General features: G+C 47.7%; 21 protein-coding genes. 17 read left to right on the top strand and 4 right to left on the bottom strand.

Features of this window, described 5'->3' with window-relative positions; all coding sequences use genetic code 11:
* Positions 1-24: 24 nt before the first annotated feature.
* Complete coding sequence (locus J2Z34_RS04070; RefSeq protein ID WP_209458592.1) at positions 25-897, bottom strand: class I SAM-dependent methyltransferase; 873 nt, start codon at positions 895-897, stop codon at positions 25-27.
* 296 nt (positions 898-1,193) lie between these two features.
* Here J2Z34_RS04070 and J2Z34_RS04065 point away from each other — a divergent pair, with 296 nt between their 5' ends.
* Together J2Z34_RS04065 and J2Z34_RS04060 are read left to right on the top strand one after the other, a co-directional pair.
* A complete protein-coding gene (locus J2Z34_RS04065) occupies positions 1,194-2,027 on the top strand; it encodes an undecaprenyl-diphosphate phosphatase (RefSeq protein WP_342453099.1) in 834 nt (277 codons plus the stop codon).
* An 88-nt stretch (positions 2,028-2,115) separates the two neighbouring features.
* Positions 2,116-2,874, top strand: coding sequence for a serine hydrolase (locus J2Z34_RS04060; RefSeq protein ID WP_209458590.1), 759 nt, complete (start codon positions 2,116-2,118; stop codon positions 2,872-2,874).
* 127 nt (positions 2,875-3,001) lie between these two features.
* Here the strand turns inward: J2Z34_RS04060 and J2Z34_RS04055 are convergent, their stop codons facing one another.
* Complete coding sequence (locus tag J2Z34_RS04055) at positions 3,002-3,334, bottom strand: hypothetical protein (protein WP_209458589.1); 333 nt, start codon at positions 3,332-3,334, stop codon at positions 3,002-3,004.
* A 296-nt stretch (positions 3,335-3,630) separates the two neighbouring features.
* On the opposite strand from J2Z34_RS04055, the gene J2Z34_RS04050 reads away from it, so the two are divergent.
* From J2Z34_RS04050 to J2Z34_RS04020, 7 genes are all read left to right on the top strand, one after another.
* Positions 3,631-4,818, top strand: coding sequence for a cytochrome-c peroxidase (locus tag J2Z34_RS04050; RefSeq protein ID WP_209458588.1), 1,188 nt, complete (start codon positions 3,631-3,633; stop codon positions 4,816-4,818).
* A 274-nt stretch (positions 4,819-5,092) separates the two neighbouring features.
* Complete coding sequence (locus J2Z34_RS04045) at positions 5,093-5,623, top strand: GNAT family N-acetyltransferase (RefSeq protein WP_209458587.1); 531 nt, start codon at positions 5,093-5,095, stop codon at positions 5,621-5,623.
* Between the two features lie 103 nt (positions 5,624-5,726).
* A complete protein-coding gene (locus J2Z34_RS04040) occupies positions 5,727-6,416 on the top strand; it encodes a response regulator transcription factor (RefSeq protein WP_209458586.1) in 690 nt (229 codons plus the stop codon).
* Between the two features lie 4 nt (positions 6,417-6,420).
* On the top strand, positions 6,421-7,779 hold the full coding sequence (locus J2Z34_RS04035) for a sensor histidine kinase (protein ID WP_209458585.1): 1,359 nt from the start codon (positions 6,421-6,423) through the stop codon (positions 7,777-7,779).
* A 165-nt stretch (positions 7,780-7,944) separates the two neighbouring features.
* On the top strand, positions 7,945-8,628 hold the full coding sequence (locus tag J2Z34_RS04030) for a polyphosphate polymerase domain-containing protein (protein ID WP_209458584.1): 684 nt from the start codon (positions 7,945-7,947) through the stop codon (positions 8,626-8,628).
* A 31-nt stretch (positions 8,629-8,659) separates the two neighbouring features.
* Entirely contained in the window at positions 8,660-9,331 is a 672-nt protein-coding gene (locus J2Z34_RS04025) for a DUF4956 domain-containing protein (protein WP_209458583.1), read from the top strand.
* The gene (locus J2Z34_RS04020; protein WP_209458582.1) at positions 9,328-10,953 is read left to right on the top strand and encodes a CotH kinase family protein; all 1,626 of its coding nucleotides are present in this window, start codon (positions 9,328-9,330) and stop codon (positions 10,951-10,953) included. Before J2Z34_RS04025 ends, J2Z34_RS04020 begins: the two co-directional genes overlap by 4 nt.
* A gap of 121 nt (positions 10,954-11,074) precedes the next feature.
* Here J2Z34_RS04020 and J2Z34_RS04015 read toward each other — a convergent pair whose 3' ends face one another.
* Positions 11,075-11,995, bottom strand: coding sequence for a Gfo/Idh/MocA family protein (locus J2Z34_RS04015; protein WP_209458581.1), 921 nt, complete (start codon positions 11,993-11,995; stop codon positions 11,075-11,077).
* A gap of 174 nt (positions 11,996-12,169) precedes the next feature.
* Here J2Z34_RS04015 and J2Z34_RS04010 point away from each other — a divergent pair, with 174 nt between their 5' ends.
* The 7 genes from J2Z34_RS04010 to J2Z34_RS03980 all read left to right on the top strand — a co-directional run bounded on the left by J2Z34_RS04010 (position 12,170) and on the right by J2Z34_RS03980 (position 22,211).
* Complete coding sequence (locus J2Z34_RS04010; protein ID WP_209458580.1) at positions 12,170-13,000, top strand: methyltransferase domain-containing protein; 831 nt, start codon at positions 12,170-12,172, stop codon at positions 12,998-13,000.
* Positions 13,001-13,096: 96 nt separating this feature from the next.
* Positions 13,097-15,037 (top strand): DNA gyrase/topoisomerase IV subunit B, encoded by a 1,941-nt coding sequence (locus tag J2Z34_RS04005; protein ID WP_209458579.1) that lies wholly within the window; start codon positions 13,097-13,099, stop codon positions 15,035-15,037.
* Positions 15,038-15,049: 12 nt separating this feature from the next.
* Positions 15,050-18,019, top strand: a complete 2,970-nt coding sequence (locus tag J2Z34_RS04000) for a DNA topoisomerase (ATP-hydrolyzing) (RefSeq protein WP_209458578.1) — start codon at positions 15,050-15,052, stop codon at positions 18,017-18,019.
* A gap of 187 nt (positions 18,020-18,206) precedes the next feature.
* The gene (locus tag J2Z34_RS03995; protein WP_209458577.1) at positions 18,207-19,382 is read left to right on the top strand and encodes an ammonia-forming cytochrome c nitrite reductase subunit c552; all 1,176 of its coding nucleotides are present in this window, start codon (positions 18,207-18,209) and stop codon (positions 19,380-19,382) included.
* Between the two features lie 56 nt (positions 19,383-19,438).
* Positions 19,439-20,713: a cytochrome c biogenesis ResB family protein gene (locus J2Z34_RS03990; protein WP_209458576.1), complete on the top strand. Its 1,275-nt coding sequence runs from the start codon at positions 19,439-19,441 to the stop codon at positions 20,711-20,713.
* A complete protein-coding gene (gene ccsB, locus J2Z34_RS03985) occupies positions 20,710-21,540 on the top strand; it encodes a c-type cytochrome biogenesis protein CcsB (RefSeq protein WP_245250503.1) in 831 nt (276 codons plus the stop codon). Before J2Z34_RS03990 ends, ccsB begins: the two co-directional genes overlap by 4 nt.
* Positions 21,541-21,629: 89 nt before the next feature.
* Positions 21,630-22,211, top strand: coding sequence for a DJ-1 family glyoxalase III (locus tag J2Z34_RS03980; protein WP_209458575.1), 582 nt, complete (start codon positions 21,630-21,632; stop codon positions 22,209-22,211).
* Positions 22,212-22,265: 54 nt separating this feature from the next.
* Here J2Z34_RS03980 and J2Z34_RS03975 read toward each other — a convergent pair whose 3' ends face one another.
* Positions 22,266-22,769 (bottom strand): GNAT family N-acetyltransferase, encoded by a 504-nt coding sequence (locus J2Z34_RS03975; protein ID WP_209458574.1) that lies wholly within the window; start codon positions 22,767-22,769, stop codon positions 22,266-22,268.
* Positions 22,770-22,934: 165 nt separating this feature from the next.
* On the opposite strand from J2Z34_RS03975, the gene recJ reads away from it, so the two are divergent.
* Positions 22,935-24,692 carry a single-stranded-DNA-specific exonuclease RecJ gene (gene recJ, locus J2Z34_RS03970; RefSeq protein WP_209458573.1) on the top strand — a complete coding sequence of 586 codons (1,758 nt, stop codon included), beginning with the start codon at positions 22,935-22,937 and terminating at the stop codon, positions 24,690-24,692.
* Positions 24,693-24,862 lie beyond the last annotated feature (170 nt).

Raw genomic sequence — 24,862 nt, 5'->3', positions numbered from 1 at the left:
GATATATGAAGCTTTCACAAAAGATCAGATTTCCTTTGCCTTCCAGCCTATGACCATTGTCTTTGACTCCCTGAAGAATTTTATCTTGCCGTCTTCCTCAAGTGTGAAATAAGGCTCAAGGTTTGTCTTGAATACCTTATCCTCATCCTCGTCGAGAAGCGGATTGTCATAGTCTGTGAGGGACATGAGGGCAATCTTCCTGAGGTCCTGATATGCATCTTCCCGAGTCAGGTATATCCTTTCGAAGCCATCGTTCAGGAGGCTCATGACCGGGTCAAGGCCCAGGTCGTAAAGCATGTTGAATATGGTATTGTAGCCATAAATCCTCTGGCTTTTCGCCTCTTCCTTCCTGGATATCCGTCCTCTCACATCAAGCAGCATCTCGTGCTGGATATCCTTAAGGCTGGGATAGTCGTAAGGATAGATGACAAACACGTATTTCTTCGAAAGTATGTTGAGCCTCTTTATGTCTTCAAGGCCAACGGACCTGGTGGTTATGACTACATCGAACTTTTCACCTGGCTTTCCGGGCTCAGGCAGGGACCAGTCAAGACGTCTGAAGATTATGTTGTCTTGTTCGGCTTTCCTTGCATTGTCCTTGCAGACTGCGAGCATCCTTTCAGAGGCATCGAAGGCTGTCAGCTTTTTGACGCGTTTGGCTATGGGAAGCGCGAGTCTTCCTGAACCGCAGCCGACAATAAGTACAGAGTCAGCAGTGGAAAGGGGAAGGGAGTTGCACTGGTTAGTGGTGTATTGCGTACCAAAGCCTGCCAGCTGGTCGAACGAGGATGCAAGCTTTGCCATATTCTCGGTTGATTCAGCATCATGACCTGCTATGCCAGGATTCGAGGCCGGACCCATCTTCTGAAGGAGTCCCCAGTTTATAAGGCTTTCCATGATGAACCTCCTATAATTATAGCGATTTGGCAAAATATTATTTTATACGCTTATTATATCAAAATATCCACGTTGCCATTATTAAATTAATTGATGAAATATGAACAGGCTGTAAAGTAAATTGGCACAGCAATATCACCAAGATACGACAGATTATGAACGGGATACATTGACATTATTGAAGAACCATCTGGAAAATAGGTTAAAATAGGCATGATTGACTGCTTACATCGGTTTACATGGACCATTCGCAGGATTATAATGTAAGGAGCGAAATTCCGGAGGTATTTATGGATATATATTTCATATTCAAAGCAGTGGTAATAGCAATAGTTGAAGGTATAACAGAATTTCTCCCCGTATCATCAACAGGACACATGATAATTGTGGGAGACCTGATTGGATTCCCTGAGACCGAGTTCACGAAGATGTTCAATGTGGTCATACAGCTGGGCGCGATCCTAGCCATAGTCGTACTGTACTTCAATAAGCTTATGGGACTGCTGATATCGCTCTTAAGAGGCGAGAGGAGCGGCATAGCGTTTACTAAAGCACTTATAATTGGAGTGATTCCTGCAGGAATCCTGGGGGTGCTTTTTGAGGACACCATCGACAAGTATCTGTTCAAGCCAATACCTGTAATCATCGGGCTCTTTGTAGGAGCTGTACTCCTCATAGTCGTTGAGAACAGGTTCAGGCGAAAGGCGAAGACCCACAATGTGGAGGACATAACACCAATGCAGGCTCTCAAGGTAGGACTGTTCCAATGCCTTGCAATGTGGCCTGGAATGTCCAGATCCTCATCGACAATTATGGGCGGCTGGATATCAGGACTGTCATCCTCCGTTGCTGCAGAATTCTCATTCTTCCTTGCGATTCCAATCATGCTTGGAGCATCGCTCCTTAAGCTTGTCAAGTTCCAGATGGAGTTCGGACTTGGAAGCCTTGATTCAACAGAGCTTGTATCCTTCGGGCTTGGATTCGTTGTGGCATTCATCGTAGCTCTTGTATGCGTTAAGGGCTTCGTGAACTTTGTGAAAAAGAGGCCGATGAGGGTTTTTGCAGTATACAGGATAGCACTTTCGATAATCCTTGTGCTTCTTGCTGCGTTCAAGGTTGTATCATTCTAGAATTGCAGAATATGCCTAGGCACTTAATAAATATTCCCTTATGTGATAGAATGTAAATGATTCAAAATAATGATGGAGCTGAAATAGTATGAAAGAAATTAAAAGATATCTTGAAGACAGGCTTGGAAAATACAGTTTCTATTTTGAGGACTTGAAATCCGGCTACATTTTCGGTTACAACGAACATGTCAAGATGACCTCTGCAGGCTGCATGAAGCTTCCCGTAGCAATGGTCGTAATGAAGGAGATCGAGACAGGAAAGCTTTCACTTGACCAGATGGTCATGGTGACCGAGAAGGACAAGGTCGAAGGATCTGGCATACTCAAGGAGTTCCTTGAAAGGGAGTATTCCATAAGAGAGCTGATAACAGTCATGCTCATGGACTCGGACAATACTGCGACTCAGAAGCTGGTGTCCCTACTCGGATATGGCAACATCAATTCATACATCCAGGGAATGGGCTTGAAGAACACCATGATGAACGATATGCCGGGATCAGTTATCAACCTGACAACCAGCTACGACCTGTCAATGTGCTGGAAGCACCTCAAGAACCGAAGCTATATCAATGATGACAATTCGCAGCTTCTCATAGACATACTGAAGAAGCAGCACAAGAAGACGAAGACCGCCTTCTACATCGAGGAGCCTCTTAAGTCAAGGATCGCTTCAAAGCCAGGAGACATGGACGGAGTAGAAAATGACACTACACTGATTGAACTCCAAAAGGGTGACTTCGTATTCACAATAATGAGTTCAGAGCTTCCAAACAGCGTCTACGGACTTGTAAGCCTTGCAAAGGCCGGAAAGATGATCTGGGACAACATAAAGTATAACTGGAGCTAAAGGCGACACTGTCAATAATGACATGCAACTAAAAGGAAACTTGAAAATCAATATTTATAGCAAAGCCTGGCTTCTCTGTTTCAGAGGAGCCAGGCTTTGCTATGCAGGGAATGAAAACTTAAAACTCCTACCACTGCTTCATGGCTATAAATGCGATAAGGAATGTCAGCATTCCTCCCAGAAAAATCAGACCGAACGGGATGGAGATGGAAACAAGAATCGAGTTTTCCTTCATCCTTATGACAGCGATTAATCCAGCAATAGAAGCAAGGATAGATGTTAGGTACATGACCAGAATCGAAATTCCAAGTACCATGCCACCTAACATATCGGGTGCACCATCACTTCTTTGCTGTTCTGACGATAGTACGATTACTGTAATCGCAGTCAATATGAAGGCAAGAAACAAGCCTGAAGACCATTTTCCAGCGCGTGTTGCAGGCAATAGAGTCAATTTCATGGTAACACCCCATGCTTTTAATTTGTACAGACAGCAGCTTCTTTCTCTACTTATACAACATTGCCCGTAACAATTCAATTTATAATTGAATGCTCACAAATGAGTGATTTTACAGTGGGTGCTGATTTTGGTCTCAGTAGACTCGCGAGGCAAAATAAACAGCGTAAAGACCTGAGGAATTTTTCAATTGATAAAAACCGAACAAAGTATTTACTTTTTGTTATTCATTGGTTCACCAAGAGAAAGATGATCGCATAGTATAATCTAAGTGTAAATATTGTCAGGGAGGGTTAGACATGAAGATTCGGAAGAGATTGCTGCTTGCATCACTCATGACGCTTCTCATTGTCCTGCCGGACGTACCCGCTGCGGCTAATCTGGAGGCTCAAAGCACATTGACACCGATCGAGTCACTTGGCAAGATGATTTTCTTCGATACTGACTTATCCGCGAATTCCATGATGTCCTGCGCGACCTGCCATGCGCCTGAAGTTGGCTTTACCGGACCGGATGAGATCGTCAACGAAACTACCGTTGTTTACCCCGGAGCAATTCCAACCAGATTCGGAAACCGCAAGCCGCCTGCAGCATCTTATGGCGGTGAAAGCCCTGTGCTTTATTACGACGAGTCTGAAGAAGTATGGATAGGCGGAATGTTCTGGGATGGAAGAGCCACTGGATGGACCTTGGGCGATCCTCTTGCAGAACAGGCTCAGGGACCGTTTCTCAATCCCCTTGAGCAGGCTATGCCAAACGCAAGGACCGTATGCGTAAAGGTAGCCCAGTCTGATTACGCTGACCTTTTTGAAGAGGTATTTGGAGAAGGCTCCCTTGATTTCAAGAAGGATGTCGCTGGAACCTATGATAATATAGCAAGGGCTATTTCCGCATATGAGAAGAGTGATGAAGTCAACCCGTTCACTTCGAAGTATGACTTCTATCTTAAAGGTGAAGCGACTCTCTCGGAGCTTGAGATGGAAGGGCTTAATCTATTCAACACCGAAAGGGCAATGTGCTCTGACTGCCATATTTCTGATGGTGAAAAGCCGCTCTTCACTGACTTCACCTATGACAATCTTGGAATTCCACGGTATGAGGACAATCCGTTCTACGACATGCCGAAGAAATGGAATTCTGACGGTGAGGAGTGGGTGGATATGGGACTGGGTGGCTTCCTGATGGCTGCTGGATTCGATGAAGAGGTATATGAGCCTGAGCTTGGGAAGTTCAAGGTTCCGACCCTTAGGAATGTCGACCTGAGGCCATACGATGGCTTCGTCAAGGCTTTCGGACATAACGGATACTTCAAGTCGCTGGAAGAAATCGTCGAGTTCTATAACTCACGCGATGTTTCGGACTGGCCTGAGCCGGAATATGCAGGGACAGTGAACACCGATGAGCTTGGCGACCTTGGTCTCACACCTGACGAGGTCAATGCAATTGTCGCATTCCTCAAGACCCTGTCAGACGGTTATGAGCCATAGGATGAAACTGGACAAATGACTATTCAGGTAAAATTTTAGTGTCAGACAAGCCGGCCAATTGGCCGGTTTTTTGCTTATATTTGAATGCCATGGTGTGTCTGAAGACATATTTATATATGCTTCTGGACAATCTTAATGAATTCAACAAAATATGTAAATTTGCGAGAAAGGAAAAATATTTTTTTGATATTGTTCCTTTTTGGAATTTACCATGTTTACAAACCGTTTACACAACACTATAATTTAGTAAAAACAACAGGTAAGGTGTACAGAAATGGAACTGTCAGCAGATATCTTGGAACTGGTCATAAGAGAAGCGACATCAAGGGATAAGGAAGCGATAAAAAGCTATATTGCAAAGAACGGCAGGGACAACAAGACAACCACCTTCGGTGACCTCATGTGGCACAACATGATTGAGATGGGTGACGGAATGCTTGAGAAGCACCTTTCCAGGTGGGGCAACCATGTGCTGCTTGCCATATCCGGAGACTCGATAATAGGACTTGGAATAGTCGCAACCTCGGGAACTGACAAGTTCAGGCATATCGGGGAGCTTACACTCTCAATAAAGGAAGATTTCTGGCACATGGGAGTCGGCCGGGAGCTGATCCAGAGGACAATACTCGAGTGCAAGGAAAAGGGAGTCATAAGGAAGCTTAACCTAAGAGTCCGGGAAGACCAGGAATCCTGCAAGCAGCTCTACAAGTCACTGGGCTTTTATGAAGAAGGAACACTTTCAAGGGACGTCTGCATTAGCGGAATGTTCTTCTCGTCAATCCTTTACGGAAGAAATATAGACTGATACGAGGCGGTGCAAAAAGCACCGCCCTTTTCTTGCCCGTTTTCGTGGATTTTGCGTAACATGGACATTGAAAATCATATATACTTTAGTAGAGGTGTTTGTAATGAATGAGAGAATATATATCGCAGAGGATGAAGCAGGCATAAGGGAAACGGTGAAGACCTTCCTTGAAAGCGAAGGCTACCAGGTGGAGGACTTCATGAACGGAGACCTGCTTTATGACAGGTTCCTTGTTGAACCCTGCGACCTTTGCATACTGGACGTCCTGATGCCCGGTTCAACGGGATTTCAGATAACCAAGAAGATAAGGGACATAAGCTCAGTCCCTATAATAATACTTACTGCCAGGGACAGTGACATCGACTACGCCACCGGAATAAACCTTGGGAGCGACGACTATTTCACGAAGCCATTCAGTGCAATATCTCTTGTAATGAGGGTGAAGGCCATGCTCAGGCGTGTACAGCTTGACAGGAATGAAAGAGGCGGAGACAAAGAGGAAAAGGTAGTCTACGGTGACGTGTCGATAAACAGAAAGACAATGAAGGTTACTGCAGGGGGCTATGACGTTGACCTCACGCCAAGTGAATACAACCTGCTTCTATATCTTGCCGAAAACAGGGACAGGGCTGTGTCAAGGGATGAGCTTCTTGACAAGATCTGGGGCTACGGGAAGGATATTGAAACCAGGGCATGCGACGATACTGTACGAAGGTTAAGGAAGAAGCTTCAGGGCTCAAAGGTCAAGGTAGAGACCGTATGGGGCTTCGGATTCACGCTCAAGGAGGAATGACCACATGGTCAGGAGAAAAAGCATAAGGACAAGGCTTATCCTCATGGTCGCGACACTTATGGTGGCGGCCTTTGTGGCGGTCTTTGCGGCATTCAAGCTGCTTATAACAAACTACATTGAGAACAATGCGAACGAGATTCTGTCCACATCAACAGAGTATGTTAGGACTGATCCCAGGACAGGTGATACAATACCGGAAAAGGATGACAAGAAGCCTGCCGGAAAGGCTGAGGCTGTAATAATCTCCGAGGATTACGAGGTGCTTTTCCCGACACAAAGGCCTCTGCCGTTTGAAAGCTCCAATGATTTCGGAGATTTCACGGAAGCCCTTAAGGAGGAGCAGCCGGACCTGTCATCTGATGAGATAAGGAAGGTCCAGACAGAATCAGGGCTGTTCTACTATACTTCAGTCGAGAGCAAGAACCTGCCGGGAGGCTATGCGGTCTTCTACATCAACATGACAGACATGTACCAGCTTGAGACCAACCTGAGCAGGCTTCTCTGGATAACCATGCTTGTGGCCCTTGCTGGAGCTTTGGTTGCAGCAAGCATGATAGCGGCGAGGATAACAGGTCCCATAAAGCACCTTTCAAGCTTTGCAAGGAGAATAGGTGATGGTGACTATGCTGTGCTTGATGAGGATTTCAAGGACCTGGAGCTTCATGACCTTAAGAACGTCATGAACGACACTACGAGGAAGCTTGAGGAATATGATACTGAGCAGAGGGTATTCTTCCAGAACGTTTCACACGAGCTGAGGACTCCTCTTCAGATCATAAAGAACAACGCTGAGGGTATAGAGCATGACCTTCTGGACAAGGACAGGGCGTCATCACTCATAAGGCAGGAGACTGACAAGCTTTCTGAGCTTGTCGAGGACATCATATACCTGTCAAGGCTGGAGGCCAGGTCCAGGGACATGGAGCAGTCTGAGAACGACCTGAGGGAAACCCTGTCCTACACTGTAGAAAGGTATTCGACCCTTCTCAAGAAGAATGGAGTAAATGTGCTGTACGATTTCCAGGATGAGCCCGTCATGTTCACGTATGATGAGAAGTCCATAGAAAGGGCATTCCAGAACCTCCTTTCCAATGCTGTCAGGTACGCAAAGGATGAGATTAAGGTAAGTTGCAGGGAGATGGACGGGAGGATAGTAGTATCCGTTGCCGACAACGGCAAGGGGATAAAGGAAGATGAGCTTCCAAGGATATTCGACAGGTTCTACAAGGGCGAGAACGGTGTCCATGGAATAGGGCTCTCAATAGTAAAGTCCATAGTCAATTCCTATGGCGGAAGGATCGAAGTTGAGACAGGTCCGGGAGGAACTGTCTTCACAATATTCTTTGCAACGGTAAAGAAATAAGTCAAAATATCTTATAGAAAATATATTTAATCTCAAAAGACTGCTTCCGTATCGGCTGCAGTTTTTTTTGCGGGAATTTTACATGAAATTTACGCAATATTTACGGGGATTCGATACTGACCTAAGGGGTAGAATGATCATAGAAGGTAAAGGGAGGGGAGAAGAGTGGAGGAAAGATGCTACAGGAACGAATTCAAGCATATAATATCACAGGCGGCCAGGGCGTCACTTAGCTCGAGGCTTAACAGGATCCTTGAAATGGATGAGAACTCAAAGGGAAAGCCCTATATCATAAAGAGCCTGTACTTTGATTCACTTTATGACGAGGCGTTGAAGGAGAAGATAGACGGAGCACCTTCACGCGAGAAGTTCAGGATAAGGTACTACAACCAAGACCTAAGCTTCATAAGGCTGGAGAAGAAGGTGAAGGAAGGGTCGAAGGGCTACAAGCTGAGCGCAAGGCTGACAAAGGATGAAGCTGTGTCGATCATGAAAGGAAGCATCGGGTTTCTGAGAGACAAGAAAGATCCGCTGCTTCTCGACTTCTACGTCAAGGCAAGGACAAAGTTCCTTAAGCCCAAGTCAATCGTCATCTATGAACGGGAGGCATATACATTCAGGCCTGGAAATGTCAGGGTAACCCTTGATTACAACATAAGGACCTCTAGGGATGTTTCGGACTTCTTTTCTGATGACCTGCCTATGATCGAGGACGGTGAAGGCAAATGCGTGCTTGAGGTCAAATTCGACAACTTCCTGCCGGAGCTTATACGTGACCTTGTCCAGGTCAACGAGACCATGAGCACATCAAACTCCAAATACATGGCCGGCAGGCTCATGTGGGGTTAGAAATATCATATTTTGAACGGAGATGTTAACCATGAATTTTGAAGACATATTGAAATCGAGCTTTCTTGAGCAGGTTACGGCCTTTTCCATAGTCGATGCAGCCATAGCACTGGGTGCGTCATTCCTTCTCGGCATGTTCATCTATACCGTATACAGGAAGACCTTTGCGGGTGTCATGTACTCGAAGCCATTCAACACCTCGCTTGTCCTGCTGACCATGCTCACTACCTTCGTCATACTGGCAGTCACCTCCAATGTGGTGCTGTCCCTTGGAATGGTCGGTGCGCTGTCGATTGTGAGATTCAGGACAGCCATAAAGGATCCTCTTGACCTTGTTTTCCTTTTCTGGGCAATCGGAGGAGGCATAGTCCTCGGCGCAGGACTGCTCCCACTGGCACTGATGGCTTCCATAATAATAGGCGGGGTACTGGTGGCATTTGAGTCACAGAGCTCCAAGGAGTCCCCGTACATACTGCTTGTTGACCTTGACGGTGAGCTTGCGGAGGTAAGCGTGTCTGAGCTTCTCAAGAAGAGGTTCGACAAGGTAAGGCTCAAGTCCAAGACCATGTCCAAAGGCGATATGGAGCTGATATTCGAGGTGAGGATCAAGGGAAGCGACACATCATTCGTGAATGAGCTGACAGCCATCAGGGGAGTAAGGAACGCATCCCTGGTAAGCTTCAACGGAGAGTATGCGGCATGATGGAGAGGGCAGACAGGAGGAATATGCTGAAAGACCTTCTCATGAGCATTCTGCTCATAGCTGCCTCAGTACTCGTCTTACTTTCCCTCCCATTTGAGAGCTTTGCAGCTGAAGCTTCTGAGATTCCATCTGACAGCTATTTCCAGAGGGATGCCGTAATGGAAGTGGATATTACGATCGATGAAGAGCTGCTTTCTGACATGCTTCAAAACGCAGCTGAGGAAGAATACAGATCTGCAGACATTACCATAAACGGTGATACTTATTCCGGAGTGAAGATAAGGACCAAGGGGAATTCAAGCCTGTCATCTGTCTCAAGGTCCGGTGGTGAAAGGTACAGCTTCAAGGTCGAGCTTGGGGATGACCTGCAGCTGAATCTCAACAACATGTATTCCGACCCTTCGTACATGAGGGAGTTCCTTTCCTATGAGATAATGGAAAAGTTCGGATTGAAGGTTCCACTCTTCTCGTATGCGAAGGTCTCGATTAACGGTGAGTATTTTGGTCTCTATCTAGCGGTGGAAAGTATTCTTGAACCATATCTTGAGAGGAATTTTGAGTACGCCGATGGTGACTTGTACAAATCTGACGGAAACACGCTAGCCTACCTGGATGATAATGAAGCAAGCTACACAGGTCTTGAGATAAAGACCAACAAGGAGGATTACGACTTCGGAAAGGTAACGGATCTGCTGAATTCTATAGAATCAGGCGTTGACATTGAGAAGTACCTCGATGTGGACAGTGCGCTAAGATACATTGCAGCGAATACAGCACTTATGAACTTCGACAGCTACCTGGGAAATTTCGGACACAACTACTACCTTTACGAGGTGGACGGGAAGTTCACGATTCTCCCCTGGGACTATAACATGTCCTTCGGGGGCTTCGGCATGGGAGCTTCATCTGCCTCATCGGTATACATAGACGAGCCGGTGCAGGGAAGCCTTTCCTCGAGACCTCTTGTAAAGGTGCTTTTAAGTAACAGGGAATATCTCGAAAGGTATCATGGATACCTTGAGGAGATGGCTGACAGCTACCTTACTGAGGAATATCTTGGGAAGAGGATAAAAGAGCTTGACAGCCTCATCGGGGAACTTGTAAGGACTGATCCTACTGCGTTCTTTACCTACGAGGAATATCAGGAGAACATAAGCGATGTCACAGAAGAGGACCTTGAAGGACTTCAGGCTGATATGGTGGAAACAGATATGCAGGTACCTAAGGCAATTGTTCCTGAAGGAAGGCTGCCAGGCGGGAATGGAGCTCCAGGCAAGGATATGCAGGGAGGGATGATGCAGGGGAGCCCTATCAGGTTAAAGCTTGCAGCCTTCAGCATGGCTGAGAACATTGCGCTTCAGCTTAGTGGTGAAAAGCCTTCAGCTAACGGCGGCAACGGCTCTGCAGGAGGAATGCAGGGTGGACGTAACGGTGGTAACGACAAGGGGGTTCCATTTGATGCTCGAATGGATTACAGGAACAGAGAAGCTTCTGCTCCTGCAGCGGCCTTAACGGATAACAGCAGAAACAGCTGGATTGCTGCAGGTCTTGCTATCGCCATGGCAGTTTTCCTTGTCGTACTTCTTGTCAGGAAGAGAAGAAGGTATGATAAAATATCATGAATTTTGCAGCGCCGACACAGGCGTATATATAGATTTTCTTTTTCGTGTTCCCTCCAAGATACGAAACGGGTATAACTAAGAAGACAGTGGCTCCGGTTAGATTTTCCGGAGCCACTGTCTTTTAGTAGGACTTTACTATGCTGTCTATGATCCTCTGGGTTGCGAGTGCTTCCTTTCCGTTGGAGACAGGCTCCTTTTCACGGTTAAGGACTGCAAAGAAATGGAGTATAGCATCCTCGAAGCCTTTCATCCTTTCAGGGGTGTTCCATGGTGAAGGATACTCCGTTTTGAGGCTTCCATCCTTCTCAGTTTCAAGGACCGACATGTCCAGGACCCTGAAGGTTGTCCCTTCCGTTACGACCTCAAGGATCTCGCGGTCAAGCCCGGAATCCCTGTGCATTATCGTCTGTATCCTGCAGCCCTCCGGGCTCCTGAAAAAGTGTTCTGCGTAAATGAGCTGATTTTCGCTGTTTACCGCAAGCTCTCCGTCGACAAGGATCAGCTTGCCGTCAAAAAGCCACCGTGCAGTATCCACAAGATGGATGTAGTCGTCCTTAAGGGTGAACTCGAAATCCTTAGGTCCGATCCCGCCGGACCTGTTCTTTACTATCCGTATGAGGGAAGTACTGGTTATGTGGTCTTTCAGGAAACGATACATTGGAGCGAATCTTCTGTTATAGGTGACCATAAGTGTCGCACTGTTCTGTACAGATGTGAGTACCAGCTTTTCGCATTCGTCTACGGTTTCAGCAAGGGGCTTGTCCATCAGGACATGCTTGCCTCTTTCAAGGAAGTATGAGGCTATCTCGAAATGGCTGTCAGTGCTTGTGTTGATGACTACAGCATCAACATTTTCTGCCATCTCGTCCAGTGAATCAAAGACCTTCATCCTGTATTCCTCACCGAAGGCTTTTCTCTTGTCCTCGGACCTGGAATAGCAGCCGCTAAGCGTCCAGTCCTTCTCCTTCAGGAGAACAGGCATATAAGCCTTTTTGCAGATCGATCCGAGACCCACCAGGCCAAGCCTTGTCTTTTCAGCCATTGACACCACTCCCTTCCCTCCAGTCCATGCAGACTGGCCCTTTGATTAGATTATACGTATTGTTGCAATAGTTTACAATGCATTGTTTAAGCATGCTCTCCTGTAAAGCCTTCTGTTTCTTCAGTTCCAAGAATCTGGTATAATTCTAAGGTGAATGGAAGGATGGTGCTTAGCATGCAAACGAAGGTCGAAAGAAGGATGGAGTCGATAAGTGAGCTTGGAATCCTCCAATGCCCCAAGTGCAGAGGGAAGCTCTCTGTTGAGGGGAGAAGCCTGAAGTGCCAGTCAGGGCACACTTATGACTTCTCCAAAAAAGGCACTGTCAATTTCGTCTTGGGATACGGCGAAGAAAACTACAGCAAAGATATGCTTGAAGCAAGGCGCAAGCTCATGAGGCTGGGCCTTTTTGAAGGTATCCTTGACAGGATTGCAGATGCAGTGGCGGAGTCTGGAATTAGTAAGCCTGTTATCCTTGATGCCGGCTGCGGAGAGGGTACGGGACTTGAATACCTGGATGAAAAGCTTAAAGAGAAGGGTATTGAGGCACGCCTTTTGGGTATAGACATCTCAAGCGGGGGAATTACAATTGCAGGCCGGACTGAAAAGGATATACTGTTTTTCGTGGCAGACCTTGGCAGCCTGCCTTTTTCCGAACAGAGCCTTGATTTCGTCATCAACATGTTTACACCGGCAAGCTACCGGGAATTCAGGAGAGTCCTGAAGCCCGGCGGAAAGGTGCTTAAGGTGGTGCCGGAGAGGGAGCATCTCATTGAGCTCAGGGAAGCATACGGTCTGAAGGAATACTCGAATGATGAAATTGTTGCCCATATGGCAGAGAACATGTCTGTAGTATCAAGGGAAAGGATAAGTACCACCTTCGATGCTGAAGGCCATGGGGACGAGCTTTTGCTCATGACTCCAATGCTTTGGGGAAAGACTGAAGGTAAAAGTGCTCTGGCTCCCAAATCAGTGACGGTTTCTGCTTCGCTTTTCATACTTGAATAGGGAGACACTGATGTTTCAATTTTTTTCGCCATGATGTATAATCGATATGGCGGGCTTTAGAACAGATGTTCAAAGCTGATGGTGCAGGAGGTTTTTATGGAAGAGAGCAAGAAATCATACAGCGTGACTGACCTGACTTCCCTTGAGAAGCTGGAGCCTGTAAGGGTAAGGCCTGGAATGTATATAGGAAGCACCGGGACGAAGGGTATACATCACTGCGTCTGGGAGATCCTGGACAATGCAATAGATGAGATAACCAATGGATACGGCGACATTGCAACTGTCATCCTCAACAGGGACAGGAGCGTGACTGTAAGGGACAACGGCAGGGGAATCCCTGTAGGGATACATCCGGTAAAGAAGATTTCAGGAGTGGAGATGGTCTATACTGAGCTCCATACCGGAGGAAAGTTCAACAACGACAACTACAAGACATCAGGCGGACTTCATGGAGTCGGAGCTTCTGTTGTCAATGCCCTAAGCGAATGGCTTGTGGTTGAAGTCCATAAGGACGGAAAGATACACAGGCAGAGGTTCGAATACGCATATGACGAGAAATGCAAAAGAAAGATGCCGGGTACTCCGGTTACAAAGCTTGAGGTAGTAGGAAAGACCGACAAGGAAGGTACCAGCGTGACCTTCATGCTGGACAAGGAGGTCTTCTCAAGCATAGACTTCAAGCTCGAGGTCATAGATGAGAGGATGATGGAGCTTTCATTCCAGAACAAGGGCATAACCCTTGTATTGAGGGATGAGAGGGGAGAGGAGCCTTACGAGAAGGTCTACCACAGCGAAAGAGGACTCCTTGACTTCATCGACTACCTAAACGAGTCCAAGACTGTTCTCCATCAGGAGCCAATACTCTTCGAAGGCGAGAGAAGCATCGGAAACATGATGCTTCAGGGGGAGGTGTGCGTTCAGTTCACTGATTCCACGCTGGAGACTCTCGCAAGCTACGTAAACAATATTCCTACCACTGAGGCAGGTACCCACGAGTCCGGCTTCAAGACCGGAATGACTAGGGCCTTCAAGGAATGGGGAAAGAAGCTTGGAATAGTAAAGGACAAGGACTTCGAGGGTGACGACCTGAGGGAAGGCATGACAGCCATTGTCAAGGTAAGGCTCAACAACCCGATGTTCGAGGGACAGACGAAGAACAAGCTTGGTAACAATGAGGCATATACCCTTATGAACGACCTCTCCTACACGAAGTTTTCGGAATGGATAGAGGACCATAAGGAGATAGCCTCATCGCTCATATCCAACGCCCTGGATGCGGCTCTTAGGAGAGACAAGATAAAGAAGATAAACGAGGCTGAGAGGAAGAAGGTCGGAAAAGGCACCGCTCCTCTTGCCGGCAAGATAGCCGTATGCACCATGAAGGAGAAGGAAAGCCTTGAATTCATAGTTGTGGAGGGAGATTCCGCTGGCGGGTCGGCCAAGCAGGCAAGGGACAGGCGGTTCCAGACCATAATGCCTTCAAAGGGCAAGATAATGAACACCGAGAAGCAGAAGCTTGAAAACGTACTTGGCTCCGAGGAACTGAGGATATTCAATACTGCGATCGGCACGGGCACGCTGGACAACTTCAGGCTAAGCGACCTCAAGTACAACAAGATCATCATCATGAGCGATGCCGATGTAGACGGCTACCACATAAGGACCCTTTGGATGACCTATCTGTACAGATATATGAGGCCCCTTATAGCGAACGGACACCTTTACCTTGCACAGCCTCCTTTGTACAAGGTGTACAAGAATGGCAAGAATGGTGAAGTCCACAGATATGCCTACTCGGACAGTGAGCTTGAAGAAGCCAAGAAATTCATAGGAAAGGGATTCATGATACAGAGGTACAAGGGACTGGGAGAGATGAACGCGGAGCAGCTGTGGGACACCACGCTTAATCCTGAATCAAGGACTCTCCTGAGGGTAACCATTGACGATGCTGCCAAGGCAGAGAGAATGATCTCGCTGCTCATGGGAGATGTTGTCGAGCCAAGGAAAAACTACCTGTACAAGTATGCTGAATTCTAGGAGGTCTCGCTTTTGTCTAAAAAGAATGCCATACCAACTGACAACAACATAATAAATGTTCCGCTTGAAGAAGCCATGCCCGACAATTACCTCCCCTATGCTGTGGAGGTAGCCAAGGACAGGGCTCTTCCTGATGTAAGGGACGGGCTGAAGCCGGTGCACAGGAGGATACTTTACGGGACTTATCTCTTGAAGGCTTTTCCTGACAGGCCGTATTTCAAGTCCGCAAGGATAGTCGGAGACATCCTCGGTAAGTTCCATCCACATGGAGATTCATCAGTATACGACTCAATGGTCATACTTGCACAGGATTTCACAACGAGAGCACCTCTTATAGACGGCCACGGAAACTGGGGCTCAATGGACGGAGACAGCGCTGCGGCCATGAGGTATACGGAGGCAAGGCTTTCGAAGATAGCCCTCGAGATGATAAGGGACATTGACAAGGATACTGTTGACTTCACTCCAAACTATTCTGATACGGAAATGGAGCCTGTGGTGCTTCCCGCAAGATATCCGAACCTACTCGTCAATGGAGCCTTCGGAATCGCGGTCGGGCTTGCCACAAACATTCCTCCCCATAACATGAGGGAGGTCATTGACGCGACCTGCGCCTTCATCGACGATCCGGAAATAACGACTGAAGGCCTCATGAAGCATGTCAAGGGACCGGACCTTCCTACAGGCGGAATCCTCATCGGCGAAGAGGACCTTAAGCAGGCCTATATGACTGGCGAGGGCAAGGTGACCTTAAGGTCCAGGTGCGTGATCGAAAGGCTTCCAAACGGAAGACTTGGCATCGTCGTTACCGAATTTCCATACAGGAAGAACAAGGCAAGGCTCCTTCAGCAGATCTCTGACATGACTGCGGACAAGAAGCATCAGAAGGCCCTTGAGTCAATAACCGACATAAGGGATGAGTCAGACAGGACTGGAGTAAGGGCCGTCATCGAGTTCAAGAAGGCCGTGGACGAGCAGACCGCTGAAAAGATACTCTTGTACCTTTACAAGAGGTGTGATCTCCAGATAAACCTCAACTTCAACATGGTGGCTCTTTCCAAAGGCAAGCCTGAGACCATGGGGCTCAAGAGGATAATAAAGGAGTATGTGGAGCACCAGAAGGAGATAATAACCAGAAGGACCCTCAAGGAGCTGGATACGGCAAAGAAGAGGTTCCACATAGTCGAAGGCTTCATGAAGGCAATCGATGTGCTTGATGAGGTCATTAAGACGATCAGGCAGTCAACATCAAGGGCAAATGCAGCTGAGAACCTCATGTCCAAATTCGGATTCACAGACCCCCAGGCACAGGCCATACTTGAGCTCATGCTCTACAGGCTAACAGGACTTGAACTGAAGGTATACATCAAGGAGCACGGGGAGCTTAAAAAGCTTATAGCTTCACTTGAAAAGATAATAGAGAGCGAAAAGGAGCTTAAAAAGCTCATAAAGAAGGAACTCATGGAGGTTTCCGCAAGCTACGGAGACGACAGGAGGACCGAGATAATCGCTGATGCCACTGAGGCGGTCATAGATGCCAGCGACATTCTTGTGGAAGAAGACGTCATGGTCACAATTTCCAAGGATGGATTCCTGAAGAGGCTGCCTCTCAAGAACTTCCAGAGGGTATCCTCTGACGTGTCATCCATCGAGTACAGGGAGGGTGATTCGTGCAGGGTCATTGTCCAGAGCAACACAAAAGAGATGCTCTACATTTTCGGTGCCAGCGGAATGCTTTACCAGATTAAGACGCATCTTCTGCCTGACCTGAAATGGAAGGAGAAGGGAGAAAGGCTTGATGAGTTCGTCAAGGGCATAGACCTTTCCGATGAAGAGATAGTGGCAGCCTTTACGGTAAAGGATCCTGATGAAGAGGCTGTTGTGAAGTTCATGACATCAAGAGGAGGTCTCAAAAGGACTCTTCTGGAGAGCTTTAAGACGAATTATTCCAAGATATCGGGACTTAAGCTCAAGGAAAACGAAAAGGTATACGCAGTGGTGCTTGAGAGGGGAAGAATACTTGAGGACAATACCTTAGGTGAGCTTCTGCCGAAGGCCTACAAGGACAGGGTCCTTGAAAGGGATTCACTGCTCTCAGGAGAGATACCTGAAAAGCCTATGTTCGTCAGGATACTGACATCCATGGGACTTGACTTCACAGTACCTGAGGCTGATGTTCAGATAAAAGACAGGATGATAGTTCCAGACCAGTTCCTTACACTGCCTCCTCAGGACGAGATTGCCAGGGTACATTTCGAGAATGACTATGAGGCAAGGGAGTTCAACCTTACTGTCACAGAAAAAGGTGAAATCAAGGTAATGCAGAGGGCTGGAAGGTCGAGGTCAACGTACAACGTGACAGGAGCTTCATACCTCTCACTTGTAGCCGTGACAAGCCTCGGCGCATACTGCAAGATACCGATGTACCTGTTCGAAAACCTTCAGGAGCCCATAAGCCTGTCTGACCTTTACGGAGACATGGTGAAGGGTGAAAGGGTAGTCGGGGTGTTCACAATGGAGGATGAGCTCTATGACGACAGGGAGGTATACCTGGCGACTGAAGGCGGCCTCGTGAAGAGGACTCCAATATCGGATTTCCTTGGCGACTCCATGTCAGGGAGCGTAATAAGGTTCAAGGAGCCTGACGACCGTCTCGCTTACGCGGGAGCCTTCCCGGGCAGCATATCGGCTTCAATGCTGATGGTGACCGAAAAGGGAATGGCCATAAGGTTCGAGACCGAGTCAATATCACTGCTTTCAAAGAATGCTTCCGGTGTCGTTGGAATAAACCTCAAAGAAGAGGACAGGGTATTCTTCGCGTCTGTGGTAACCAATGAGAAGGAGCTTGTGCTCTCATCAAAGGGCTTCCCAGACAAGAAGGTGCCTCTGGAGGATATCAAGCTCCAGAACAGGGCTGCCAGGGGCAAGAACGTGTTCATGGTGGTGCTCGGCGATAAGGTGAGCAAGGCTGATATAATATAGATAAGCATCTGAACATAGGGCAGGACCTGCGAAATCTTTGCAGGTCCTGCCTTTCTCTTAACATAAAGTTCAATGATGACGCCTTTCACTTAGGTCGGCTAATTGATATACTGTAGTTAGCGAAATTAATAAACTGAATATTGGTTCAATTTCATGAAGAGGTTTATCACCTGAAAGGAAGTGTGCCATGAGGAGGAAGTTGCTGCTTCTGATTTTTGTTTCCGCACTTTTCATTCTGGCAGGCTGCTCAAGCAAGGAGGATGAGATGATTTCGGCAAAGGACTGGCAATCCAAGCATCCGGACGTCTATGCCACATACCTTGAGAACAGCCAGATGAATGCGACCGCATACGGTGGATCCATACAGACAGATTATCTTGAGAAGCACCCCTATCTGAAGGAATTCTATGAAGGCTACGGGTTCAGCAAGGAGTATCTGGGAGCGAGGGGGCATCTATATGCTCTGGAGGATGTCATTGCTACGGAGAGGCCGAAGGCTGCAGCAAGCTGCCTTGCATGCAAGACAAGTGATTTCGTGGCTCTCCTCAACAAGGAGGGGATGAAGGCAAATTCCCTTGATTTTGCTGCGACGGTGAAGGAAGACTTTGAGACCATCAGCTGCTATGACTGCCACATGAATGAGCCGGGCGTCGTCAATGTTACAAGAGCGCACCTGACTACGGCACTCACTGCTGCAAAGGCTGAAATTGCTCCCGGACAGCAGGCCTGCGCCCAGTGCCATGTGGAATACTATCTCGCTCCTGATACGAAGGAGGTAATCCTTCCTCTGGCAAAGGGCTTCGACACTGATGACATGCTTGCGTACTATGATGGCATCGGATACTCTGACTGGGTTCATCCGAGGACAGGAACTGAGCTTCTGAAGGCACAGCATCCGGAATTCGAGACCTATCAGGGAAGCATCCACAGCAGCATGGGAGTTACCTGTGTTGCCTGCCATATGCCTGAAATCAAGGGCGAAAAGCTTGAATCCTTCAATTCGCACCACTGGACAAGCCCTCTCCTGTCGATAAAGGAATCATGCCTCAAGTGCCATTCAGGTGAGACAGAGGCTTCAATGACATCGATGGTCGAGAGCATCCAGAAGGGTGTCTATGAAAAGACCGAAGAGGTGGCAGCAGTGATACAGCAGCTTATAACTGAGCTGGACAAGGCTGTAAAGGACGGAAAGCTTTCAAAGGAAAAGCTTGATGAGGTCAGGGAATTGCACAGGCAGGCCCAGTTCAAGTGGGACTTCGTGTTCGTAGAGAACAGCGAAGGCTTCCATAACTGGGAAAAGTCGAACAAGAACCTTGATGAAGCAAAGGAAATTGCACAGAAAGCGCTTGACCTTCTGAAGTGACCACACTCCCCGGCGGGGCCTGCTGAGGGCCCCGATTTTTTGTTTGGAGGCGTTGTATGTCGGATATTCTTAAGAAGCCGTGGAAGCTATTAAGCTCAATGAAGTTCGGAGTTGCACTGCTGCTTGTCATGGCAGTATCCTCAATAGCAGGAACCGTGATCCCGCAGGGAAGGGAGGAAGCCTATTACATTAACGCCTATGGCGAAGGTGGCAATAAGGTGATAGGGCTCTTTCAGTTCGACCGGGTATTCTCATCCTGGTGGTTTGTGGCTTTGGTCGTCCTTCTTCTACTGAACCTCTTCTTCTGCAGCATCACGAGGCTGCCTTCAGTATTGAAGGAGGTCAGTAGGGAACAGGAGCCTTCTTTAAAAAGAGGTGCAGAGGTCAGAACGACACTGGACTCATCTGGTGCACTAAAGCTCATGAAGGAGCTTGGCTTCAGAAAAATACAGAAGAAAGATGAAGAGGGAGGCAGCTGGACCTGGTCAAGAAGGAACAAAATAGGACCTTTAGGTTCATGGCTTCTCCACCTTGGAATACTGATTGTGATACTGGCATTCTACATAGGTAGGACAACCGGCTTCGAAACCTTCATATACGGCATTCCCGGCACAAACCACAGGATCCTTGATACAGGCTATACGCTTAGCATCCTTGACTTCGACATTGAGCTAAGGCAGGACTATACTGTCAACCAGTATATTTCCGATGTCAGGGTGGACGGACCTCAGGGCTCCTCGTCAAAGACCGGAAGGATAATTGTAAACTCTCCCATGAGAGTCGGCGGGATGAGCATATACCAGAGCGGAACAGGCTGGGCTTTGAAGGCTCAACTTGAAAAGGCCGGCAAGGTCATTTCTGAGAGGACGCTCTACCAGTCCGAGGTATTTGAGGAAGGGGACATCGCACTCTACTACATGTCTTTCTATCCGGATTTCACCGTAGTCAACGGCAACCCTGCCACACTGTCCCCATTGCCCAAGAATCCGAAATACGTATATGCCGTGTATTATAAGGGACAGATGGTGAAGATGGATGCCGCTGCCCCAGGTGAGGAGATAAGGTACCTTGAGTATACCTTCAGGGCAAATGACCCCACCATGTTCACATATCTCCAAATTGTAAGGGACCCTGCACTCCTGTGGGTATCGGTAGGAGGGGCACTGATGGTTATCGGAGCCATGCTGGCATTCTTCCTTCAGCCAAAGGAAATTGTTGCGCATACACAAAAGGGCGTGACCAGGGTCTGGGGCTGGTCCAGGAGGAATCAGGCAATCTTCACAGAGGACATCAGGCAGGCTGTAAAGACAGTATCCGGAGGTGAATCATGAACGGCAACAGCTTCTTAATGGCTGAAAGCATTTTATTCTATAGTGCATTCATATCTTATGTGGCAGCCATGGTATTATACCTTTCATTCCTCCTGGGAAGGAATGAAAGGATGGGGAAATGGGGAAGCCTCGCTGCCAGGGCAGGCTTTTGTTTCCATACCCTTGCGCTCATATCAAGGGGCATTGGAGCAGGACGGGTTCCGCTCACCAACCAGTATGAGTTCGCCACTTCATTTGTATGGGGAATAATCCTTGTATTCATACTGTTCGAAAAGAAGTACGGACTAAGGGCCATGGGTGCTTTCGTTACTCCGGTGGCAATAATCATAATTGGGTACGCTGCAATGCAGAACAAGGATGTAAGGCCGCTCATGCCTGCTCTCCAGAGCAACTGGCTGACATTCCATGTGGCTACAGCTGTAGTGGGGTATGGTTCATTTGGAGTATCCTTCGGAGTATCAGCCATGTACCTTGCCAGGGACAGGTTCAGGGAGGATGATTTCCTCAAGAAACACCTTCCTTCAGCTGAGAGGCTGGACATGATCAGCTACAGGGCTGTCACAACAGGGTATTTTTTCCTTACACTGGTAATAATTACAGGGGCAATATGGGCTGAAAGGGCATGGGGAAGATACTGGGCATGGGATCCTAAGGAGACCTGGTCCCTGATAACCTGGATGATTTACTCGGCATATCTACACATGAGGATATCAAGGGGCTGGAGGGGCAAAAAGGCCGCCTGGTTCTGCCTCATCGGCTTCATATGCGTCCTGTTCACCTATGTTGGAGTCAACACTCTGATAGAGAGCATACACAGCTACAGGTGACACTCTGCTGCTTTGAAGCAGGGGTTGTGAATTATGGTATAATCAAATTGAGGCTAAGGCTTCAATTGGAACAGACAGGAGGGGTTATTTTGAAAAAGGTACTGGTTCTGCTTGCAAAGGGCTTTGAGGAGATTGAAGCTGTCACGGTGATAGATATTTTGAGAAGAGCCCATGTCAAGGTTCATATATGCTCCATTGACAAGGAGTTCGTTGAAGGCTCCCATGGAATAACGATAAAGAGCGATGTAAGGCTTGAGTATATTGATATCGAAAAGGATATTTACGACCTGGTATATCTGCCTGGAGGAATGCCTGGAGCTGCAAACCTGAGGGATGACGAGAGGGTCATTGAGCTTCTTAAGAAATATAATGGCGAGAATGTGCTGCTGTCTGCAATTTGCGCTGCACCCATAGTCCTCAGCGAGGCAGGCCTCCTCAAGGACAAGGAGGCAACTAGCTTTCCGGGCTTCAAGGACATCATAGACTGCAACAAGTATCTTGAAGAAGTAACGGTATCCTCTGGCAACGTAATAACCTCACGAGGCCCTGCAACTGCAATGGAGCTGGGTTACACACTGCTTGAGAAGCTGGGACTGGGAGCTGAGGCGCATGACCTCAGGGAAGACATGCTGTACAATTTCCTGCTTGAGAAAAAGGGAACGGCAAAATAAAGGCAAAAAGAGAACAGGTCGCATTCCACAGGAATGCTGCCTGTTCTTTCCACATCATACGACCTTTTCAAATGCAATCCTCTCACCTTCGTCTCCGAAGATAATTGTACCGCATTTTATGAATCCATTCTTTTCAAGCATCCTCTGCATGGGCAGGTTCCCTCTATGGGTGTCTATGCGGATTGATGGCAAGCCTCTTTTTTTGCAGAGCTTCACAGTCTCTTCTATGAATCCAGATGCTGTGCCTTTGCCCCTTGAATCGCTCCGGGTGGCGAGCCTGTGGATGGTCATGTATCTCCCATCGGTTATCCAGGAGCCGTCGTAGATGACTTCGTAGAACTGTTCTGCGACTTCAAGGATGGCTCCGGTGCACATGATCCTGTCTCCGTCTTCCAATACGTAGGCATACCCTTGTTCAATGTCCTTAAGTATGTCCTCGCCTGAAGGGTATGCTGACTGCCACTGGTCAAGCCCCTGACTTTTAAGGAACCCTTTGGCATCTCCAATTATCCCGAGGATTTCCGGCAAATCCTTTATTTCTGATTTCCTAAGCTTCAAAAAAATCACCTCCCCCTGATTATATGTACTTCCAGCAGGATCTGTCCAGACCTGGTTCAGTTCAGATTTCTAACCTTCAGTACTAAACCTTAGGTGGACATCGGTGTATATTTTGTTCCTGTGTCTGCTATAATGATTGTTGAGATTGAAATTGGAGATGTTTAAATGGCTAGATGGTTTATCAAGGGTGCTTCAGGCAGCCTGTCTGAGATAGTTCAAAATGCGAAGGTTTCCCCGCTTATCGCAAGGCTCCTTCTTAACAGGGGAGTGGATACGGCAGAGAAGGCTGAAATGTTCCTGAATGGCGGAATAGGACAGCTCAGGGACCCCTTTATCATGAAGGACATGATGAAAGGTGCTGGAATAATAAGGGATGCGATACTTGAAAAGAAGAATATTGTGATATACGGAGACTATGACGCAGATGGAGTGACCTCCACCGCCATACTCAAGAAGGCTCTGGAAAGGCTCGGAGCACAGGTCTCCTGCTGGATCCCCCACAGGGAGGAGGAAGGCTACGGAATGAATCTTGAAAGGGTTCGGATCCTAAGGGAAGAGGGAGCTGAGGTTATTCTCACCTGCGACAACGGCATTTCAGCCTTTGAGGAGATTGGACTTGCCAAAGGGATTGGCATGCAGGTCGTCGTAACCGACCATCATGATATACCTATGGGGGAACATGAAGGGATGCTTCTTCCGCCTGCTGATGCCATAATCAATCCGCACAGAAGGGATGAGGAATATCCTTTCTCAGGCTTTTCCGGAGCGGGGATAGCTTATAAGTTCTCAAGCGCCTTGTTTTCTCTGATGGGAGCTCAATTCGATATCAGCGATGAGCTTCTGGAACTCGCTGCCATTGGGACCATATGCGATGTGGTGGACCTGTCAGATGAGAACAGGATAATCGCCAGGGAAGGCCTGAATATTTTGAACAGGACCAGAAACAAGGGCCTGCAGGCGCTGATCAAGGCAAGCGACCTTGAAGGAAAGACAATAGGGGCGTACCATATCGGATTCATAATAGGACCCTGCATTAATGCTACCGGAAGGCTTGAATCTGCAAGGCTTGCGCTTGAGCTGCTGACGACTGAAAGCATGTCAAGGGCCTTTGAACTGGCAGTGAACCTGGTGGAGCTCAATACAAGAAGGCAGGAGCTTACAACCGAAGCCTTGGAATCTGTTCTGAAGAAGATCGGGGAAGAAGGGCAGGAAGAGAGCAGGATAATTGTTGTCTATGACAGGTCTGTACATGAGAGCATAGCAGGGATCGTTGCAGGCAGGGTCAAGGAGATGTTCAGCAGGCCTGCCATAGTCCTTACAGGTGGCAGGGATAACCCAAAGGGCTCCGGCAGGAGCATTGAGGAATTCAACATGATCGAGGCGATAAGGGAATGCGACGATATCCTTCTGAAGTATGGAGGCCATCCAATGGCCTGCGGACTTTCCATCGAGGAAGGGAACATAGAAGACTTCAGAAGAAGGCTTAATGGCAAATGCAGCTTGAAGCCCGAGGACCTGGTTCCGAAGATATCAATCGATGTCCCGCTAAGGTTTGACACAGTGACGATGAAGGACATTGGCGACATATCTACACTTGAGCCATATGGCAAGGGTAATCCTTCACCGGTATTCGGGGACAAGGGTGTTGAGGTTGTGAGCTCCAGGTTCATTGGCCGGGAGAAGAACCATGTGAAGCTTAGCTTCAGGAGAGGGAATTCCATTACTGATGGCATCTGGTTCAACGGCAGCGATAGATATCTGTCGATGGTAAATGACGGGAATGGGACCGCCTACACAGTTGATGATACGATCAGGGATGTATTCCTGGACCTAGTCTACTATCCTGACATCAATGAATACAACGGCAACAAAAGCATACAGCTTAATGTGAAGGATGCAAGGGTTTCTGGAAGAAACGGATAAACATGCAGGGCAAGAGATTAATCTGGAGGCCTGATGAAGGCCAGATAGATTGGAAACAAAAAAACGCTTTTGAGGGAGGACGCTGAAAAAGTACCGAACATTAACTAAGATCTGAGTTAAGAGCTCAGGTCTTTTTCTTTGGAATTCCAAGTAATATCTATTGTATATTT

Source organism: Youngiibacter multivorans (assembly GCF_017873395.1).
GTDB classification, from domain to species: Bacteria; Bacillota; Clostridia; order Clostridiales; family Clostridiaceae; genus Youngiibacter; species Youngiibacter multivorans.
Note: the sequence above shows the minus strand (reverse complement) of the source record. Positions and strands in the feature narration are given on the sequence as shown.

What these genes read in the sequence shown, in the direction of transcription:
- J2Z34_RS04070 (WP_209458592.1), bottom strand. Translation starts at nt 897, where the DNA reads ATGGAAAGCCTTATAAACTGGGGACTCCTTCAGAAGATGGGTCCGGCC.
- J2Z34_RS04060 (WP_209458590.1), top strand. Translation starts at nt 2,116, where the DNA reads ATGAAAGAAATTAAAAGATATCTTGAAGACAGGCTTGGAAAATACAGT.
- J2Z34_RS04055 (WP_209458589.1), bottom strand. Translation starts at nt 3,334, where the DNA reads ATGAAATTGACTCTATTGCCTGCAACACGCGCTGGAAAATGGTCTTCA.
- J2Z34_RS04050 (WP_209458588.1), top strand. Translation starts at nt 3,631, where the DNA reads ATGAAGATTCGGAAGAGATTGCTGCTTGCATCACTCATGACGCTTCTC.
- J2Z34_RS04045 (WP_209458587.1), top strand. Translation starts at nt 5,093, where the DNA reads ATGGAACTGTCAGCAGATATCTTGGAACTGGTCATAAGAGAAGCGACA.
- J2Z34_RS04040 (WP_209458586.1), top strand. Translation starts at nt 5,727, where the DNA reads ATGAATGAGAGAATATATATCGCAGAGGATGAAGCAGGCATAAGGGAA.
- J2Z34_RS04035 (WP_209458585.1), top strand. Translation starts at nt 6,421, where the DNA reads ATGGTCAGGAGAAAAAGCATAAGGACAAGGCTTATCCTCATGGTCGCG.
- J2Z34_RS04025 (WP_209458583.1), top strand. Translation starts at nt 8,660, where the DNA reads ATGAATTTTGAAGACATATTGAAATCGAGCTTTCTTGAGCAGGTTACG.
- J2Z34_RS04020 (WP_209458582.1), top strand. Translation starts at nt 9,328, where the DNA reads ATGATGGAGAGGGCAGACAGGAGGAATATGCTGAAAGACCTTCTCATG.
- J2Z34_RS04015 (WP_209458581.1), bottom strand. Translation starts at nt 11,995, where the DNA reads ATGGCTGAAAAGACAAGGCTTGGCCTGGTGGGTCTCGGATCGATCTGC.
- J2Z34_RS04010 (WP_209458580.1), top strand. Translation starts at nt 12,170, where the DNA reads ATGCAAACGAAGGTCGAAAGAAGGATGGAGTCGATAAGTGAGCTTGGA.
- J2Z34_RS04005 (WP_209458579.1), top strand. Translation starts at nt 13,097, where the DNA reads ATGGAAGAGAGCAAGAAATCATACAGCGTGACTGACCTGACTTCCCTT.
- J2Z34_RS03995 (WP_209458577.1), top strand. Translation starts at nt 18,207, where the DNA reads ATGAGGAGGAAGTTGCTGCTTCTGATTTTTGTTTCCGCACTTTTCATT.
- J2Z34_RS03990 (WP_209458576.1), top strand. Translation starts at nt 19,439, where the DNA reads ATGTCGGATATTCTTAAGAAGCCGTGGAAGCTATTAAGCTCAATGAAG.
- ccsB (WP_245250503.1), top strand. Translation starts at nt 20,710, where the DNA reads ATGAACGGCAACAGCTTCTTAATGGCTGAAAGCATTTTATTCTATAGT.
- recJ (WP_209458573.1), top strand. Translation starts at nt 22,935, where the DNA reads ATGGCTAGATGGTTTATCAAGGGTGCTTCAGGCAGCCTGTCTGAGATA.